This window comes from Thermosynechococcus sp. PKX95, from assembly GCF_031583295.1.
Classification (GTDB): domain Bacteria; phylum Cyanobacteriota; class Cyanobacteriia; order Thermosynechococcales; family Thermosynechococcaceae; genus Thermosynechococcus.
On sequence record NZ_CP134171.1, the window covers coordinates 1 to 16,907 of the forward strand.

General features: G+C 51.8%; 15 protein-coding genes. 8 read left to right on the top strand and 7 right to left on the bottom strand.

Annotated elements, in window-relative coordinates:
• Together dnaA and ispD are read left to right on the top strand one after the other, a co-directional pair.
• Entirely contained in the window at window positions 1-1,362 is a 1,362-nt protein-coding gene (gene dnaA / locus RHH81_RS00005) for a chromosomal replication initiator protein DnaA (RefSeq protein ID WP_149816991.1), read from the top strand.
• A 51-nt stretch (window positions 1,363-1,413) separates the two neighbouring features.
• Window positions 1,414-2,121 carry a 2-C-methyl-D-erythritol 4-phosphate cytidylyltransferase gene (gene ispD / locus RHH81_RS00010; RefSeq protein ID WP_310743164.1) on the top strand — a complete coding sequence of 236 codons (708 nt, stop codon included), beginning with the start codon at window positions 1,414-1,416 and terminating at the stop codon, window positions 2,119-2,121.
• On the opposite strand, the gene RHH81_RS00015 is transcribed toward ispD, so the two are convergent.
• Together RHH81_RS00015 and RHH81_RS00020 are read right to left on the bottom strand one after the other, a co-directional pair.
• A complete protein-coding gene (locus RHH81_RS00015; RefSeq protein ID WP_302678510.1) occupies window positions 2,118-2,507 on the bottom strand; it encodes a hypothetical protein in 390 nt (129 codons plus the stop codon). The two genes, ispD and RHH81_RS00015, sit on opposite strands and share 4 nt — an antisense overlap.
• Before the next feature lie 100 nt (window positions 2,508-2,607).
• Window positions 2,608-3,789, bottom strand: a complete 1,182-nt coding sequence (locus RHH81_RS00020) for an aldo/keto reductase (protein ID WP_315863410.1) — start codon at window positions 3,787-3,789, stop codon at window positions 2,608-2,610.
• A gap of 155 nt (window positions 3,790-3,944) precedes the next feature.
• Between RHH81_RS00020 and RHH81_RS00025 the strand changes: the two genes are divergently transcribed.
• The 5 genes from RHH81_RS00025 to lipA all read left to right on the top strand — a co-directional run bounded on the left by RHH81_RS00025 (window position 3,945) and on the right by lipA (window position 9,013).
• Complete coding sequence (locus RHH81_RS00025; RefSeq protein WP_310437769.1) at window positions 3,945-4,979, top strand: PstS family phosphate ABC transporter substrate-binding protein; 1,035 nt, start codon at window positions 3,945-3,947, stop codon at window positions 4,977-4,979.
• Between the two features lie 95 nt (window positions 4,980-5,074).
• On the top strand, window positions 5,075-5,779 hold the full coding sequence (locus tag RHH81_RS00030) for a helix-turn-helix domain-containing protein (RefSeq protein WP_149817002.1): 705 nt from the start codon (window positions 5,075-5,077) through the stop codon (window positions 5,777-5,779).
• 168 nt (window positions 5,780-5,947) lie between these two features.
• A complete protein-coding gene (locus RHH81_RS00035; RefSeq protein ID WP_206200534.1) occupies window positions 5,948-7,093 on the top strand; it encodes a sugar phosphate nucleotidyltransferase in 1,146 nt (381 codons plus the stop codon).
• Between the two features lie 16 nt (window positions 7,094-7,109).
• Entirely contained in the window at window positions 7,110-8,114 is a 1,005-nt protein-coding gene (locus RHH81_RS00040) for a permease (RefSeq protein WP_310743166.1), read from the top strand.
• Between the two features lie 2 nt (window positions 8,115-8,116).
• Entirely contained in the window at window positions 8,117-9,013 is an 897-nt protein-coding gene (gene lipA, locus RHH81_RS00045) for a lipoyl synthase (protein WP_206201546.1), read from the top strand.
• A gap of 136 nt (window positions 9,014-9,149) precedes the next feature.
• Here lipA and RHH81_RS00050 read toward each other — a convergent pair whose 3' ends face one another.
• The gene (locus RHH81_RS00050) at window positions 9,150-9,680 is read right to left on the bottom strand and encodes a Dps family protein (RefSeq protein WP_206200536.1); all 531 of its coding nucleotides are present in this window, start codon (window positions 9,678-9,680) and stop codon (window positions 9,150-9,152) included.
• A 105-nt stretch (window positions 9,681-9,785) separates the two neighbouring features.
• Between RHH81_RS00050 and RHH81_RS00055 the strand changes: the two genes are divergently transcribed.
• Window positions 9,786-10,052: an Asr1405/Asl0597 family protein gene (locus RHH81_RS00055; RefSeq protein WP_302678513.1), complete on the top strand. Its 267-nt coding sequence runs from the start codon at window positions 9,786-9,788 to the stop codon at window positions 10,050-10,052.
• On the opposite strand, the gene RHH81_RS00060 is transcribed toward RHH81_RS00055, so the two are convergent.
• From RHH81_RS00060 to rpoD, 4 genes are all read right to left on the bottom strand, one after another.
• Window positions 10,049-13,702 (bottom strand): right-handed parallel beta-helix repeat-containing protein, encoded by a 3,654-nt coding sequence (locus RHH81_RS00060; protein WP_310743167.1) that lies wholly within the window; start codon window positions 13,700-13,702, stop codon window positions 10,049-10,051. The two genes, RHH81_RS00055 and RHH81_RS00060, sit on opposite strands and share 4 nt — an antisense overlap.
• A gap of 158 nt (window positions 13,703-13,860) precedes the next feature.
• Window positions 13,861-15,021 (bottom strand): PQQ-dependent sugar dehydrogenase, encoded by a 1,161-nt coding sequence (locus RHH81_RS00065; RefSeq protein WP_206201547.1) that lies wholly within the window; start codon window positions 15,019-15,021, stop codon window positions 13,861-13,863.
• A 28-nt stretch (window positions 15,022-15,049) separates the two neighbouring features.
• Window positions 15,050-15,385 (bottom strand): hypothetical protein, encoded by a 336-nt coding sequence (locus RHH81_RS00070; protein ID WP_206200539.1) that lies wholly within the window; start codon window positions 15,383-15,385, stop codon window positions 15,050-15,052.
• A 10-nt stretch (window positions 15,386-15,395) separates the two neighbouring features.
• Window positions 15,396-16,565, bottom strand: coding sequence for an RNA polymerase sigma factor RpoD (gene rpoD / locus RHH81_RS00075; protein WP_310743168.1), 1,170 nt, complete (start codon window positions 16,563-16,565; stop codon window positions 15,396-15,398).
• Between the last annotated feature and the right edge of the window lie 342 nt (window positions 16,566-16,907).

The following is a 16,907-nucleotide window of genomic DNA, read 5'->3' on the forward strand; positions in this document are numbered from 1 at the left end:
GTGATTAGCTCTGCCGAAGATCTCTGGCACCAAATTTTGGAGCGGTTGCAACTGTTGCTCAGTCGCCCGACGTTTGAAACTTGGATTAAGACAGCAACGGTGCAGTCCTTTGATGGCCAGACCCTGACGATTTGCACCCCCAATCCCTTTGCCCGCAATTGGCTGCAAAAGTACTATTTGAAAACCATTGCCGATGTGGCACGGGAAATTGTCGGTGAGGCGGTGGAGATTGAGCTGGCGATCGCCCAAGGGGCAGAGCATGACACCAGCATTCGCCCCACCAGTCGTGCTGAAGTAGAGGCTACCACCCCGCCCGCTCGTCATCGCGGCAGTGAACTGAATCCCAAGTATGTCTTTTCCCGCTATGTCGTTGGCCCCAATAATCGCATGGCCCATGCGGCCTGCTTGGCAGTGGCGGAATCACCGGGGCGGGAGTTTAATCCTCTCTTTCTCTGTGGCGGTGTTGGCTTGGGCAAGACCCATCTGATGCAGGCGATTGGTCACTATCGCTTGGAAATTGACCCCAATGCCAAGATTTTCTATGTCTCGACCGAGCAGTTTACGAATGATTTGATTGCCGCCATCCGCAAAGACAGTATGCAGAGCTTTCGCGAGCACTATCGGGCGGTGGATGTCATGCTCGTGGATGATATTCAATTTATTGAGGGCAAGGAATACACCCAAGAGGAGTTTTTTCACACCTTCAATACACTGCACGAGGCCGGTAAGCAGGTGGTTTTGGCCAGCGATCGCCCCCCCAGTCAAATTCCCCGCCTGCAAGAGCGCCTCTGCTCCCGCTTTTCCATGGGGCTGATCGCCGATATTCAACCCCCGGACTTGGAAACCCGCATGGCCATTCTCCAGAAAAAAGCGGAGTACGAAAATATCCGCCTGCCCCGCGATGTGATTGAGTATATTGCCGCCAGCTACACTTCCAATATTCGGGAACTAGAGGGGGCACTGATTCGAGCGGTGGCCTACATTTCCATTTCTGGGTTGCCGATGACGGTGGAAAATATTGCCCCCGTTCTGAGTCCAGCCATCCGCAAAATTGAGACCTCCCCAGAGGTGATCCTGAATGTGGTCTCTGAAGCCCTGAATGTGTCTATTAGTGATCTCAAGGGCAACTCCCGCCGCCGCGAAATTAGTATGGCGCGCCAAATTGGCATGTACCTGATGCGCCAATATACTGGCCTCAGCTTGCCGAAGATTGGTGAAGAATTTGGCGGCAAAGATCACACCACCGTCATGTATAGTTGCGACAAGGTGGCCGAACTGCAACGTACCGATCCAGAAATGGGCAGCCTGCTGCGACAACTCAGCGATCGCATTAACTTGGCCAGCCGTCCCACAGAGCCATAGTGCCCAGAGCCTTCCTATGCCAAGATAAAAACAGTCTTAAAAGGGGTATGAATGCACATCCTCATTCCCGCCGCCGGCATGGGTAAACGCATGGGGGCAGGCCACAATAAACTGCGCTTGCAACTCTTGGGTAAACCCCTGTTGGCATGGACATTGGCAGCGGTGGCTGCTGCGGAAGCGATTGAATGGATTGGCGTTATTGGCCAGCCAGAGGATTTTCCCACTTGGGAAGCACTCCTTGGGGACTTGAACCTACGGCAGCCCGTCCAGCTCATCGAAGGGGGTGAGACCCGTCAAGCCTCTGTTTTTAATGGGTTACAGGCACTTCCCGAAAGGGCTGAGCAGGTCCTGATCCACGATGGTGCCCGCTGCCTTGCCACCCCCGATCTGATCAACCGCTGTGCCCAAGCCCTAGAGACCTACGCGGGACTGATTGCAGCCGTGCCGGTCAAAGATACGATTAAAATTGTCAATCGTGAAGGGGTTGTCGTCCAAACCCCAGAGCGGGACTCCCTGTGGGCGGCTCAAACTCCCCAAGGCTTTCGCGTCGAACCCTTGCGTATTGCCCATGAAATGGCGGTGGCCAGAGGCTGGGAAGTCACAGATGATGCTGCCCTTTTTGAACGCCTTGGTTATGCCGTGCACATTGTTCTAGGCGAAGAAACCAATCTCAAGATCACCACTCCCAGCGATCTCCCCCTTGCAGAACGAATCTTGCAGCATCGCCAAGAGCAAGGCCAAAGGGACACGATGCCCTAGGCCAAGGTTTCGGGACAGTAGCCCAAGCCTTGAATGAACTGCTTGCGAAACGCTTCAATGTCGTCGTAGTTGGGGTAGCCATGGGAGACAATCGCCACTTGATAACGGCGCATCACCTCCACCATTGACTGTCCGGTTTCCAGTGCCCACAGTGCCATTTTCAGCGAAATCCCCGGTGTGTAGGGGAATCCCAATTCGTTCAAGAAGGCGCGGAAATTCCCTGCTTGTTCGTTGGAGAGGGGCGAATGCATTTTAATGCGAATCACCCACCCATCCACTTGATGAATGACTGTAACAAACTGTATTGGTAGCTTGGCGTATTCATGCAAGAATTGCACAACCCGCAGGGTAAGGCTGGCATTGCTGAGGTGATAGATGAAATCCATGGTGTTGACCTCTTACCCTTGATACTTTTATTGTCGGTGGCACCTAGAGCGATCGCCTAGGGGAATTGTCCGCGATTTGCTGGGGAAAACTCCCCTATCCTCAAGATTGAGATAATCGCTGCTGCGGCGTGCCACTGAGCAGATCATGGGCTGCCTGCAAAATCCTTGGAATCTTCTGCCGATGGGGACTCTTTTGCAAACAGGGGTCTAAATCCAAGTGCTTGACCTGTGCTGCATTCGCCCCCGGAAACCAGTGGCCACCGTTGCCAAGCAAGTTATAGCGCATACGGGCGTACTCAAGCAAATCGTAGGCCTGCACTAGGTTCCACAGCCAGAGAATGGTGGGGATATTCACCTCACCGGGGGTGTGGCGATAGTCGGGCAGTCCCTGATGCCAAGTGTGGTACCAATCTTCCCCCAACCGCTCAATGGCGGCTTGCTCCAGTCGCGCCAAGATCGGCGGCAAAATTTCAGCGGCCTGATCCAACAGATCGAGCACCTTGAGATGCTCATCAAAATCACTGGGGCGAGCAGCACCGACACTCAGGGTATGCACTTGGGGATGGGAGAGGCAAAACAGATCGTTAAAGACCATTGGGCTTAAGGGGGCACACAGTTCCACTAGGCGTTGGGGTGGTTTGTAGAGCATCCCCCCCTTATCCGCAGGGCTAATGATAAAGACGCCCATATCCCGCGCTTGGGCATCGAGGATGGCGGGCCAATTCTGCTGATTGATGTAGTACCAGTGCAGATTGACGTAGTCAAAGGCATCGCTGGCGATCGCCCGGCGGATCACCTCCAGACTGCCGTGGGTAGAAAAGCCAATGAAGCGGATCTTTCCTGCCGCTTGCCAGTCCCGTGCCACCTCTAGGCATCCCCCCGGTCGCAGCACCTGTTCCAGATGCTCTGGCAAATTAAGGCCATGAATTGCCAGCAAATCGATGTAGTCCAGCCGCAGATTACGCAGCGAGGTTTCCAAGGTTGCCCGAAATTCCTTGGCGGTGGGTCGCGGCCCCACTTTGGTTTGCACAATCAGCTTTTCGCGAGGCAGCCGCGGCAGAATTTTGCCCAACTGCACTTCTGAGGTGCCATAGCCACGGGCGGTTTCAATATGATTAATGCCTAGCTCGACGGCTCGGCAAATCGTCGCCTCTAAATTGCGTTGATTTTCTTCTGGAATCGTACTCGGGCTGACATCCTGCCATGAAAACTGATAGCGCATGCCGCCACAGGAAAAGACAGGCATTGGTAATTGGGTACGACCAAAGCGACGGTAGCGCATGTTGAACTCAATGAACGTTTCTTCATCATTGTCGCGGAATTCCCGATCCTTCGCTAACGGGGGCATGAGGGGCTGAGGCAGCGGCACTGAAGAGAGTATCCCCAACATCCCTTGGTTTGGGCTAGGCTGGAAAAAAATGACAGCAATTATTTTGTATGTTCCAAGGGAAAAGCAATTCTCTCCTGCCTCTACTCCTTTCCTTGCTGGCCACCCTCGGCCTTTTGGGCATTGGTGCAGGGCTGGTGCTTCGCCTCATCAATAACGGCGAAATCATTGGCAATGGTGGTCTCAATCTCGGAACCAAGGGTCAATCCACGTTTACCCAAGTCAAGAATGTCCCCAGTGGTCTTTTTAATTATGGCGGTAGCACCACTTGGGCACCCATTCGCCGCGATGTGGATCCGCTGCTGCAAGCGGCTTGGCCCAATTTTCAACTGCGCTATGTGGATCCGCCCACAGGAACGCCGGGGTCGGGCAGTGGGATCCGCATGTTACTGAATCATCAATTGTCTTTCTCCCAATCTTCCCGTTCCCTCAAGGACGAAGAGCTAGCCAAGGCAGCGGCTCAGGGTATTAAATTAACTGCCATTCCTGTTGCTATTGATGGGCTGGCGATCGCTGTCAATCCGAGGCTAGAAATTCCCGGACTGACGGTGCAACAAGTGGTGGATATTTACACCGGCAAAGTAACCAATTGGCAGCAGGTGGGCGGCCCCAACCAAAAGATTACCCCCTTCTCTCGCCGTCCGGAAGATGGTGGTACCGTTGAATACTTTATTCAGGAAGTGCTAGGGAAGCAGCCTTTTGGTCGCAATGTGGTCATGGTTCGCGATACCACCGATGGCCTACGGCGCGTCGCCGCGACACTGGGGGGTATTTATTATGCCTCTGCGCCGGAGGTCGTGGGTCAGTGCAGCATCCACCCGCTTCCCCTCGGCCGCCAAGCCAATGAGTACGTGCCTCCCTATCAAGACCCCTATGTTCCCCCTGAGCAGTGTCCCCAACAGCGCAACCAACTGAATCAGCGTGCATTTCAAGAGGGGACGTATCCCATCACCCGCCGCCTATTTGTCATTACCAAGGAGGACAATAGCCTCGATGCCCAAGCAGGACGTGCCTACGCTGCACTCTTGCTCACGGATCAAGGGCAAGCCGCCATTGAAAAGGCAGGATTTGTGCGCCTGCGCTAGCGATCGCCCACTGAACAGGGTTTTGGCTAAAATCAATATTCTGGCACCGCCACCCCAGATAATAGATCTGGCCACCTGCTTCTTAATCTGAATCCATGACCTACAAGCGACTCAGTGACAGCGAACGCCAGCGTGTCTTTCAACAGTACACCGCCGGACAAACGATCAAAGCTCTAGCAGCGGAATTTGGTGTGAGTGAAAACACCATTCGGCGTGTGATCAAACAAATGGAAGAAGAAGCGGCTGCCCCTGAAGCTCCCCTATTGGCCATGGCTACAACGGATGACATGCCAGAGGAAGAGGATCTAGAAGATGTAGAGACGGCAGAGGCCGTTGTCCTCGATGAGGATGACTACAGTGATGCAGAGGATGACGATCTCGAAGATGACGATGACGAGGAACTTGAGGGGGACATTCCCTTACCGGATCTCGCCGATGTAGAAGTGGTGCAGTCGGTGGAGGTCATTCCCCTTGCCGAAGCAGTGCTGCCCCGTCCTTGTTATGTTGTTGTGGATCGGCGGGCGGAACTGCTCACCCGTCCCCTAGAAGCCTTTCGCGGTTTAGGTGCCCTCTCTAGTGAGGAAGCGCAACAAAGTACCCTACCCATTTTCGATAGCCGCCCCGTGGCTCTACGCTATTCCCAGCAAAATCAACGCCTCTATAAGGCCAGTGATGTCCAGTGGCGCAAGACCGTTGTTAAGGTACCCGACGGCGAAATGCTGCGGAAAGTGCGCAGCTATCTTCAGTCCAAAGGGATTACCCGCTTGCTCTACCATGGGCGGGTGTATGCCCTGGATTGAGGTAAGCTAGGGGGGATACAGCCCTTTTCTAAAACGTGGGGTTCCTCAAGGAGTAGTGATCAACCATAGCTTTGGCTCTTTCCAGAGTCTTCCATACCTTGTGAAAAGGGCTGTTATCACGAGTGGGGGTGTCTCCCTTTCAGTGTTGGTAGATTAGGTAAAACCGATATGAAAGCAATGATCTTGGCGGCTGGAAAAGGCACGCGGGTACGTCCGATTACATACACCATTCCGAAGCCAATGATCCCAATTTTGCAAAAACCGGTGATGGAGTTTTTGGTAGAACTTTTGCGGCAGCATGGGTTTACTGAAATTATGGTGAACGTTAGTCACCTAGCCCACGAAATTGAAAGCTATTTTCAGGATGGCCAACGCTTTGGTGTAGAGATTGCCTACTCCTTTGAGGGCTATATCAAGGATGGCGAACTCGTGGGCAAAGCCCTAGGCTCTGCGGGGGGAATCAAGCGAATTCAAGATTTTCACCCCTTTTTTGATGACACCTTTGTGGTGCTGTGTGGGGATGCCCTCATTGACTTGGATTTGACGGCAGCGGTGGCTTGGCATCGCCAAAAGGGGGCGATCGCTACCGTGATTATGAAAACAGTCCCCAAAGAGGATGTCTCTAGCTATGGCGTCGTCGTCACCGATAAGAGCGATCGCATTATCGCTTTTCAAGAAAAACCTAGCGTTGAAGAAGCCCTGAGCAACAATATCAACACGGGAATTTATATTTTTGAGCCAGAAATTCTCGACTACATTCCCTCCAACCAGGAATACGACATTGGCAGCCAGCTGTTCCCTAAATTGGTGGAAATGGGTGCCCCCTTCTATGGCCTAGCAATGGACTTTGAATGGATTGATATTGGTAAAGTCCCCGATTACTGGCAAGCGGTGCGCGGCGTTCTTGAGGGCACAATTAAAAATGTCTCGATTCCCGGCCATGAGCAGTTCCCCGGCATTTATACCGGGCTGAATGTGGCGGTCAACTGGGATAAAGTCACAATTCAAGGCCCTGTATACATTGGCGGCATGACCAAGATTGAAGATGGGGCAACGATTATTGGGCCGACGATGATTGGCCCCAATTGCCACATTTGCAGTGGTGCTGTCGTCGATAACTGTGTGATTTTTGAGTATTCCCGCCTTGGTTCGGATGTGCGTCTTGTGGATAAGCTGGTCTTTGGCCGCTACTGTGTTGACAAAACAGGGACAACGATTGATCTCAAGGCTGCTGCCCTCGATTGGCTAATTACCGATTCACGGCAAACGGATATTCAGCCGAGTCCCCTCGAGTTGAAGGAGATTGTGTCCTAGACCCCGCTATACACCCATGACATTTGCGAATCAGTTGCAAAGCGGTTTTACCCTTTTTCTGAGCCTACTGGTGGAGGCAGTGCCGTTTCTGCTGCTGGGCATTTTGCTCTCTAGCGTGCTGCTGCTATTTGTAGATGAGCAGGCGCTCATTCGTCGCTTGCCGCGATCGCCCCTGCTGGGAGCCTTGATCGGCAGTTGCATTGGCTTTCTTTTTCCAGTGTGTGAGTGTGGCAATGTGCCGGTGGCGCGGCGATTATTGGTGCAAGGACTGCCTACATCCGTGGCCATTGGTTTTTTGTTGGCAGCACCGACAATCAACCCGATTGTGATTTGGGCAACGTGGACGGCCTTTCGTGATCAACCGGAAATTGTCGTCTTTCGTGTCCTCTTCTCACTGGCGATCGCCACCATTATTGGCTGGGTTTTTAGTTTCCAAAAGGATCTAACCCCCTTTTTGCAGCCCACCGTCACCAGTCTCATGCGTCGTCCCCAGCCTCAAGCAGCCACTATACCGGCCTTGCTCCAGTCAGGCACCTACCTGTTGGGAACCCCCGGCCAACCCCTTGCCATGGAAACTCTCACGCTTGCGCCACCGACTGCAACGATGCCTTGGCAGCAGCGTCTGCCCCAAGTCCTGGAGAATGTGGTGCAGGAATTTCGCGAATTGGGGGGAATTTTAGTCCTCGGTAGCCTAGTGGCGACTCTTATTCAGGTGGCGGCTCCCCGCGAACTCATTCTCAGCCTTGGCCAAGGGCCGGTGATCTCGATTGTGGCAATGATGATCTTGGGCACAGTGATTTCCATTTGCTCGACGGTTGATGCCTTTTTTGCCCTTGCCTTTGCTGCCACGTTTACGCCGGGGTCAATTCTCGCTTTTCTTGTCCTCGGACCGATGGTAGATCTCAAGGGGCTGGGATTACTGCTGACGATTTTTCGCCCCCGTGCTCTAATTTACCTCTTTCTGTTGGTGGCACAATTGACGTTTTCCCTTTGTTTGTTTTTGAATTTGCAGTGGAGTTAGCCGTGGTTGTTAAACCAGAGTGGTTACGGGTCAAAGCACCCCAGTGGCAGCGGGTCGGTTCCGTCAAGGAACTGTTGCGGGACTTAAACCTCAATACCGTTTGCGAAGAGGCCTCTTGCCCCAATATTGGTGAATGTTTCCATGAGGGAACGGCGACATTTTTAATGATGGGGCCAGCTTGCACCCGCGCTTGTCCTTACTGCGATATTGATTTTGCGAAAAAGCCACTGCCCTTGGATGCCACTGAACCCCAGCGACTGGCGGAAGCAGTGGTGCGAATGCGGCTCAATCATGTTGTCATTACCTCGGTAAATCGGGATGACTTGGCTGATGGTGGAGCCTCCCAGTTTGTGGCCACGATTCAGGCCGTGCGGGCGCGATCGCCCCAAACAACCATTGAAGTGCTCATTCCCGATCTCTGTGGCAATTGGCAGGCCTTAGATCAAATTCTCGCCGCCAGTCCCGAAGTGCTGAACCACAACACCGAAACCGTGCCCCGTCTCTATCGGCGGGTGCGTCCCCAAGGCAACTATCAGCGCAGTCTGGAACTGCTGCAACGGGTGCGCGATCGCGCCCCTTGGATCTACTCAAAGTCAGGCATGATGGTGGGTTTGGGAGAAACCCCTGAGGAAGTGGCGGCAGTGATGGCGGATCTGCGTCAAGTGGGCTGCGACATTCTCACGATTGGCCAGTATCTGCAGCCGAGTCCGAAACACTTACCCGTGCAGGCTTTTATTCCACCAGAGCAATTTGAAGCATGGCGGCAGCTTGGCGAATCCATGGGCTTTTTGCAGGTGGTCTCCTCTCCCCTCACCCGTAGTTCCTACCACGCCGAGCAGGTGCGTGCCCTGATGCAACAGTATCCCCGCCAGCGTCCTGCAACAAACCTCCTCGGATAAATTTATTGCAATTTAATCGCAACTAAGCTAGGCTAAGCAATAGGAAAAATCTGCATTAAAAAACCCCCTTGGGTGGGGGCGTTTTATGGACAACCGTGATCTTGCATTAAGGTTCGTTAACCTAAATTGCGAAAGACTACGCCTTCAGGCTGTCGTTGGCCAAGAAATGACCAATGTGGTAAGCACGCTCCTCCGTTTGCAGCAGGATTTGGTCATAGAGGTAGGCAGTGGCGCGATCGCCCAAACTCTCTGCTTGGGTAGCCTGTTGCCGCAGAACACCAATGATTGCCTGTTCGGCCTGCAAATCATTAGTGAGCATTTGGCGGCAATTAAAAGCCCCCTCCGGTTCAGGGGTAAAGCAGCAGAGCGTGGCCAACTGTTGAAAACCGGCCACAGGCACGCCCCCCAGACCATTCAGACGTTCACCCAAGTCATGGACGTGACCTTGCACCTGTTCATAGCAGTCTTGGAAAAACTGATGCAGTGGATAAAATTCTGCCCCCTCAACCACAAAATGATGCTTTTGGTACTGCAAATACAGGGCTTGAAAACTGGCCAAGAGGCGATTCATCCCCTCACAGATGGGCGTGGTGGTGGCTTTCTCCAGCAGTACAACTGTATCTTTCATCTCGCCAAAGGCTTGGCGCGGCAATGCACTGGTCGTCATAGCACGATGCTCCTTTGCGGACACTAGTGAGCTAACCAACTTAGCTCTGACAGCCCGATCCTAAACTACCTTTCTGTACATTTTCAATAGTGGAGTGCTTATTGAATGTCTATAAACCCCCACCTTATTGCAGTTCAGTGGCAATTACGCTGGCCAATCTACCAACGGTTGATTGATCTAGAGGTGCCCTGTGACTATGCTCCCTATCAACCCCTGAGGGTCGAGGTCAACTCCCCCTTAGCTGCCTTACAGGTGTGGTCAGTGGTGCGGCAAGTCTCTGCCCCTCGCGAGACCTTGATAGACTGGCTCGAAAACTGTTGGCAGTACTCTTTGACCACCTTGAGTGAGTATCACAATCCTGCTGAGTCCTAGGGGAATGTACAACCAGCGGGTGGTGCAGCACTGAATATGGCAGGCGTGATATTGGTAACTGTTCCTGCTCCAGTTGTGTTGATGACTACACCACCATTGTTCGGGGTGAGACTAAGAGCATTAACAACACGGAAGATGACAGGAGCATTCTGGGGTCGTAAGCGGAAACCTGCACCACTTGTTTCGACGTTACTAAATACGTTTGCACACAGTGTTGCATTATTATCAGCCCGCAGCTCTAAACTTCGCGTGGCAGGATTCCCTTGAGTGAGGGTGTTATTGTTGACTGTGGCATTGAGGCGAGAAGTATTCTGAGCACGCAGTCGCACTGCTTCACCACCAGCTGTTGCTTGGATACTGTTATTGCTAACCTCAAGTTGCAAGCTAGCATTGTTAGTGGTATCGATTTCTATCCCGCGATCGCTGACACCAGAAAGCTGATTGCCAACAATTCTGACCCGTGCCGGTGTTGGATTGGCAGCATTCGTGGTGAACTCAATGTCAATGCCGTCATTACCATTGCCAATATTTTGGATTACATTATTTTCAATGTTTAGTACCACTTGTCCTGCACTGTTGGACTCTAGCGTGATGGCATCATCATTGAGGATGTTGCGTATCTCATTGTTGCGAATTATGATGTTTGCGCTGGGAGGTGCAATTGGAGCCGCACTGCTGACAATATCAAACGTCATCCCCGCATCAGAAATATTGTTAACCACGTTATTTTCTAGAACGGCTGTGAGGTTGGCACCATCGCCAATATTGAAGTCAATGCCATCACTGCCGTCGGTACCTGTACCAATGTTGCGAATCTGATTGTTCCGAACGATAACAGTTGCACTCGCGGGAGCCGCACAGTTCGCAAACTGATTGTCACTGAAACGGTCAGCCACAGCAAAGCTATCGCCACGGCAGAGGTTAAATTCAATTCCATCCACACGATTCCCTGCCGTCAAGTTGTTTTCAGTCACGTTATCTTCGATGGTAATGTTGGCGTTGCCACGATTGTTGCGAATGAAGATGCTAGCTTCGAGGTTAGTATCTGTTGCTGTTTGGCCAACATTACGGACAGTGTTGCCACGAATAGTTACATTTCCAAGGGCATTATCTAGGCCAATTCCCTCACCAATACCACCATTAACAGTGTTATTTTCAATCGTTGCGTTGGTGCTTTCAGTAATACTGATGCCACGGCGGTTAAAGGCAGGGGCAGTTGTGCTCGTAATTGTAACGGTATTATTGCGAACCACAGGGGATTGTACATTTTGCAAGATAATACCTGCGGCATTTGTAACGGTGATGGTATTGTTGTTAACCGTAGGCGTCAATACAGAGTTATTTTGACCACGTAAGCGAATTGCTTCGCCTGTATTGGTTAAGGTGTTGTTGCTGATTTCAATTGCTAAGCGAGCATTATTAGTGGTGTCCACTTCAATCCCGCGATCGCTAATGTTATTCAGTTGATTCCCCACAATTCTGACTTGTGCAGGGGTTGGACTTGCAGCCGTTGTTGTGAACTCAATGTCAATGCCGTCATTACTATTGCCAATATTTTGGATTACATTATTTTCAATGTTTAGTACCACTTGTCCTGCACTGTTGGACTCCAGCGTGATGGCATCATCATTGAGGATGTTGCGTATCTCATTGTTGCGAATTATGATGTTTGCGCTGGGAGGTGCAATTGGAGCCGCACTGCTGACAATATCAAACGTCATCCCCGCATCAGAAATATTGTTAACCACGTTATTTTCTAGAACGGCTGTGAGGTTGGCACCATCGCCAATATTGAAGTCAATGCCATCACTGCCGTCGGTACCTGTACCAATGTTGCGAATCTGATTGTTCCGAACGATAACAGTTGCACTCGCGGGAGCCGCACAGTTCGCAAACTGATTGTCACTGAAACGGTCAGCCACAGCAAAGCTATCGCCACGGCAGAGGTTAAATTCAATTCCATCCACACGATTCCCTGCCGTCAAGTTGTTTTCAGTCACGTTGTCTTCGATGCTGATGTTGGCGTTGCCACGATTGTTGCGAATGAAGATGCTAGCTTCGAGGTTAGTATCTGTTGCTGTTTGGCCAACATTACGGACAGTGTTGCCACGAATAGTTACATTTCCAAGGGCATTGTCTAGGCCAATTCCCTCACCAACACCGCCATCAATAGTGTTATTTTCAATCGTTGCGTTGGTGCTTTCAGTAATACTGATGCCACGGCGGTTAAAGGCAGGGGCAGTTGTGCTCGTAATTGTAACGGTATTATTGCGAACCACAGGGGATTCAGCATTGACTAAAATGATGCCACTGCCATTGGTACTCGTAATTTGGTTATTGGTAATTTGTACACCAGTACTATTCGTTATACTGATGCCGTTGGCATTGATGGTTGTAATTTGATTGTTGAGAATACGCGGTGGATTGACGTTATTACCAATAATTGCAGGTTGGCCGGAAGGCGGTGTAATATTGAACCCCTCAATTGTATTATTCTTAGCTAAAATAATAGTGGCAGCGATAATCGGCTTTTGGCTACTGGGTGTCAGAGCAGGAATCGTAATGGTTCCTACTGTACTTGGTAGTTGCCGATTGACAGTTGTCGAGAGGAGTTGGACGCCATCTCGGAGATTAATTGTGCCCTGACCTGCGGTATTGCCATCGGTGTCAGCAACGCCAACTAAGACAATATCGTTTTGAGCAAGGGGTAAATCATTAATACGAGCCGCGCTGCCAGCGCCAGTATCAACTGTGAAAACGCGATAAGGCTGACCTGTAGCAGGGTTAATTGCCGCAATTTGATCCTCAACAAGTTCGTTATCAACGGTAATAAAGCTGAGACGCTCTGGAGATTCACCTAGACGGGCTGCTACATTTTGACCCTGTTCTGGAGCACGGCGGCGACTACCTGCGACACCGGGAAAAGAAACCCCAATTCCAAACCAAGCTTTCGTGCCAAAGCGATCATCGTTTTGCACTGTTGCACTGAGGCTGAGGTACTCAATAGGGCGGGTAGCTAAACGGGCACGGACGCCAACAAAATCAGCAATACTCTCACCGCTGTAGTAGTATAAACCTGCGTAACCCCGCAGATAGTCTTTACCTAATGGAACCAATCGGGTTCCTACTTCAAAGTCAAAACCCGTCAGCGCTTCTTGGAAAAGGCGATCGCGATCAAGAAGAATCTGGTTGTTTTGAATGGTGCCGATTGAACCCACTGCTTGATTGAGAAGGACTTGCCGAGTCCCTAGGGGGATATAGCCGTTTATACGGACATCAACATCTCCCAAGAGTTCCAGACCAAGCCCAAGCTGGTTAAAACCTGCATCTCCCGTGTTGCGAAAATCGTAGGATAGGTAGCCACCAAGGGCAAATTTCTGATTGCCTGTCAGGGCACGGTAGCCAAGGGTCAAATTGTACCCCAAGGCTGTATTGGGCGTGGCCATGAGGAGTTTGCCTTCAAAGAAGCCGACGCTAGCACCCTGCTGTTGAAAGAACGGAATAAATGTTTCTGCACTGAGGTAGTGATCAAAACCAGCGCCTTCACTATTGAAGCGAATCGTTCCACGGGGCTGGATTCGAGGCCCTAACATTTCCTCTGCTGATGACTGGCCAACGGCTGCATTGTTCAATCCCAAAATGACGCCCAAGCCAACTAGGCAGCTTCCTAGAAGCTTCCCCCAAGAACGCATATACACTCCTCAACACACAATTCGGCAGTCACACCTCACCTGCGACTGCTTTTTGTTCCTCGACTCAAGATATTGGCTTGTATTTAAGTGGCGATAAAGATTTGTTTAGCTGAACGTTAAGGAATTAAACGCAACAATCGGCCATTTTGGGCATCGTCGGTGAGAACGTACAGGTAACCATCGGGGCCTTGGCGCACATCCCGTACCCGCTGACCTATCGGAATGCGTCCTTGGCTTGCAACAGCATTGTTAGTATTGACTCGAATTTTGCGCACATCTTGGGAGACGAGACCGCCGGCAAAAAGGGCACCTTGCCACTGGGGAGCGCGATCGCCCCGATAAACTGCTAGCCCTGAAGGCGCAATGGCCGGTGTCCACACCACCAAAGGATCCACCATTCCCGGCCGGCGCCGCTCTGGGGTAATTTCTGCCCCCCAATACTCACGGCTATAGGTGACCACTGGCCAACCATAGTTGGCACCACGTTCAATGCGATTGAGTTCATCACCACCAAGGGAGCCGTGCTCCGTTGACCACACCGTTTCTGTGACTGGATCAACCACCAGTCCTTGGATATTGCGGTGGCCGTAGCTCCAGAGTTCGGGGGTGGCCGTGGCATCGCCCACAAAAGGATTGTCCTCCGGCACAGTGCCATCGTCCCGCAGGCGAATAATTTTGCCCAAATGACTGCGGCGGTTTTGGGCTTGCTCGCGAATTAATTTGCCTTCCAGTTCAATTGGGGGATTGCCGCCATCGCCAATGGCCATGAGCAATGTGCCGTCGGGGAGCCAAGCCAAGCGGGAGCCAAAATGCTGTGCCCCAGTTTTCGCTTGCGAGACTTCAAAGAGAACTGTCACCTCTTCAAGGCGATCGCCCACCAGACGCCCCCGTGCTAGGCGAGTACGATTCGCGGATGCTGTGCCATGGGCATAGGTAAGATAAACCCAATTGTTTTCAGCAAAGCGGGGGTGAAGGGCGACATCCAATAAGCCCCCTTGGCCTTGGCCAAAGACCGGCGGCACGCCACGAATAGGTGAACCCAAACGCCCTTGGTGAAATCGCCGCAACCGTCCGGGGCGCTCAGTAATCAACGCACTGCCATCCGGCAGCCAAGTTACTGCCCAAGGATGCTCTAACTCTTCAACAACGGTTTCAATGCGTACCGCCAGTGTTGGTGGTGGCTGCGATTCTAACAGGGGTTCAGCGGTTGATAAGGGTAACGGGGTATCCGACTGCGCAATGGGACTACAGCCTAGGAATACCCCGATCGCCCCCATGAGGGGGAGTAATTTGACAAATCGATAACTAGGCAATGGGTGTCACATCTTCAGAACGCTCTGCACCTTCAGACTCTGGCAAGACCACCGGCAGTTCCAAAGAGGCAGCATCAGAAGCAGGGGTCGGGGCATCCGTTTGCTGCCGCCGTTGCCAGAGGGTCACCCCCACTGCCGCTGCTGTAATTGCACCTGCACCCAGTCCAAGGGCGATCGGCAGCTTGCTGCTATCGAAGAATGAGGAATTACTCAGACTTTGATGACTTAGCCCTTTGGCATAGGCACAGGCTTGGGCAGAACTGGGTTGCGGCATTGCCACCAAAGTGGCAGACAGGCCAACGGTCAGGGCAATGAGGGGACGCAACATAAACGACTCCTTAACGAATGTATTCTTTGAGGACACTGTTGCGGTTGGGATGGCGCAGTTTCCGCAGGGCCTTGGCCTCAATTTGGCGAATGCGCTCACGGGTGACGTTAAAGAGTTGACCAATTTCCTCCAACGTTTTCATGCGACCATCGTCCAAGCCATACCGCAGTTTTAACACATCTCGCTCGCGGGGGCTAAGGGTGCACAATACTGTTTCTAAATCTTCGCGCAGCAGGTGCTTGGACACTTGATCTTCAGGGGTTTCACCCTCAGATTCAATGAAGTCCCCCAGACGGGAATCCTCTTCTTTACCGATAGGGGTTTCTAGGGAGATGGGCAGTTGTGCCGATTTGGCAATGAAGCGCAGTTTTTCAATGGTCATTTCCATGCGATCGGCAATTTCTTCCTCAGTGGGTTTGCGCCCCATTTCCTGTGAGAGCAGCTTGGTGGTTTTCTTAATGCGGGAAATGGTTTCGTACAGGTGCACAGGCAGACGGATGGTGCGGGATTGATCGGCAATGGCGCGGGTAATGGCTTGGCGAATCCACCAGGTGGCGTAGGTGGAAAATTTATAGCCCTTTTCGTGGTCAAATTTCTCAGCAGCGCGGATGAGCCCTAGGCTGCCTTCTTGAATCAAGTCCTGAAAGGATAACCCCCGGTTCATGTATTTTTTGGCGATCGACACCACCAGTCGCAGGTTCGATTGCACCATTTTTTCCTTGGCTTTGCGACCCACAAATAAGCGATGGCGAAAGGCTTGCACGGTCATACCCAGCTCTGTAGCCCAAGGCTCAGGATTGCGCTCTAGCTCTTCAGGGGTACAGCCGAGTTGTTGACACAGGCGATCGCGCACTCGCTCCATTTCTAAGAGATCGGCAATTTTGCGTGCCAATTCAATTTCTTCGTCGGCACGTAATAGACGAATGCGGCCAATTTCTTGCAAATAGAGGCGTATCGAGTCCTCGGTGTAGTGTTTCTTCTTGACCTGTGTCCGCCGTCGGCTGGCACGACCTTTTGTGGGCTTGTCGTCAAGATCGTCGCTGACCTCCTCAAAGTCTTCGCTCTCCTCCTCTTCTTCGGCCTCTACAGCATCAAGGCCATAGTCACTGAGTAGAGCCACCTCATCCTCAAGGGGGGCTGTTGCGGGGTCGTAAACGTCAAGTACATTCGCTTGGGTCATGCCGTTGTCCTCGTAAAATCTCCCTAAATGTCTATTGTCAGTGTGTTGTCGGCAACCGTTGCCTTTGGTGACGCTAGAATCGTCAGCCACATTTCAATCATGGAATGTAGCTAAGGAAAGCGGTTGGACGGGGGCATAGGCTCTAGATTCCACATTCTCAGGATCTCTACCGCTGGATCATCTTGAAAAATTTCCTGTGTGACCCATGGGGTCAGGGAGCAGGCAGTAGCGAGCGGTTGAGACTGTGCAGGAATCTTTTGACTAATTTTAACTAAAACCTCATTGATTGTAGCCTTTCTAACAGAAATCGCCCACAGCAAAGGGATAAATTTTTCGGGAATT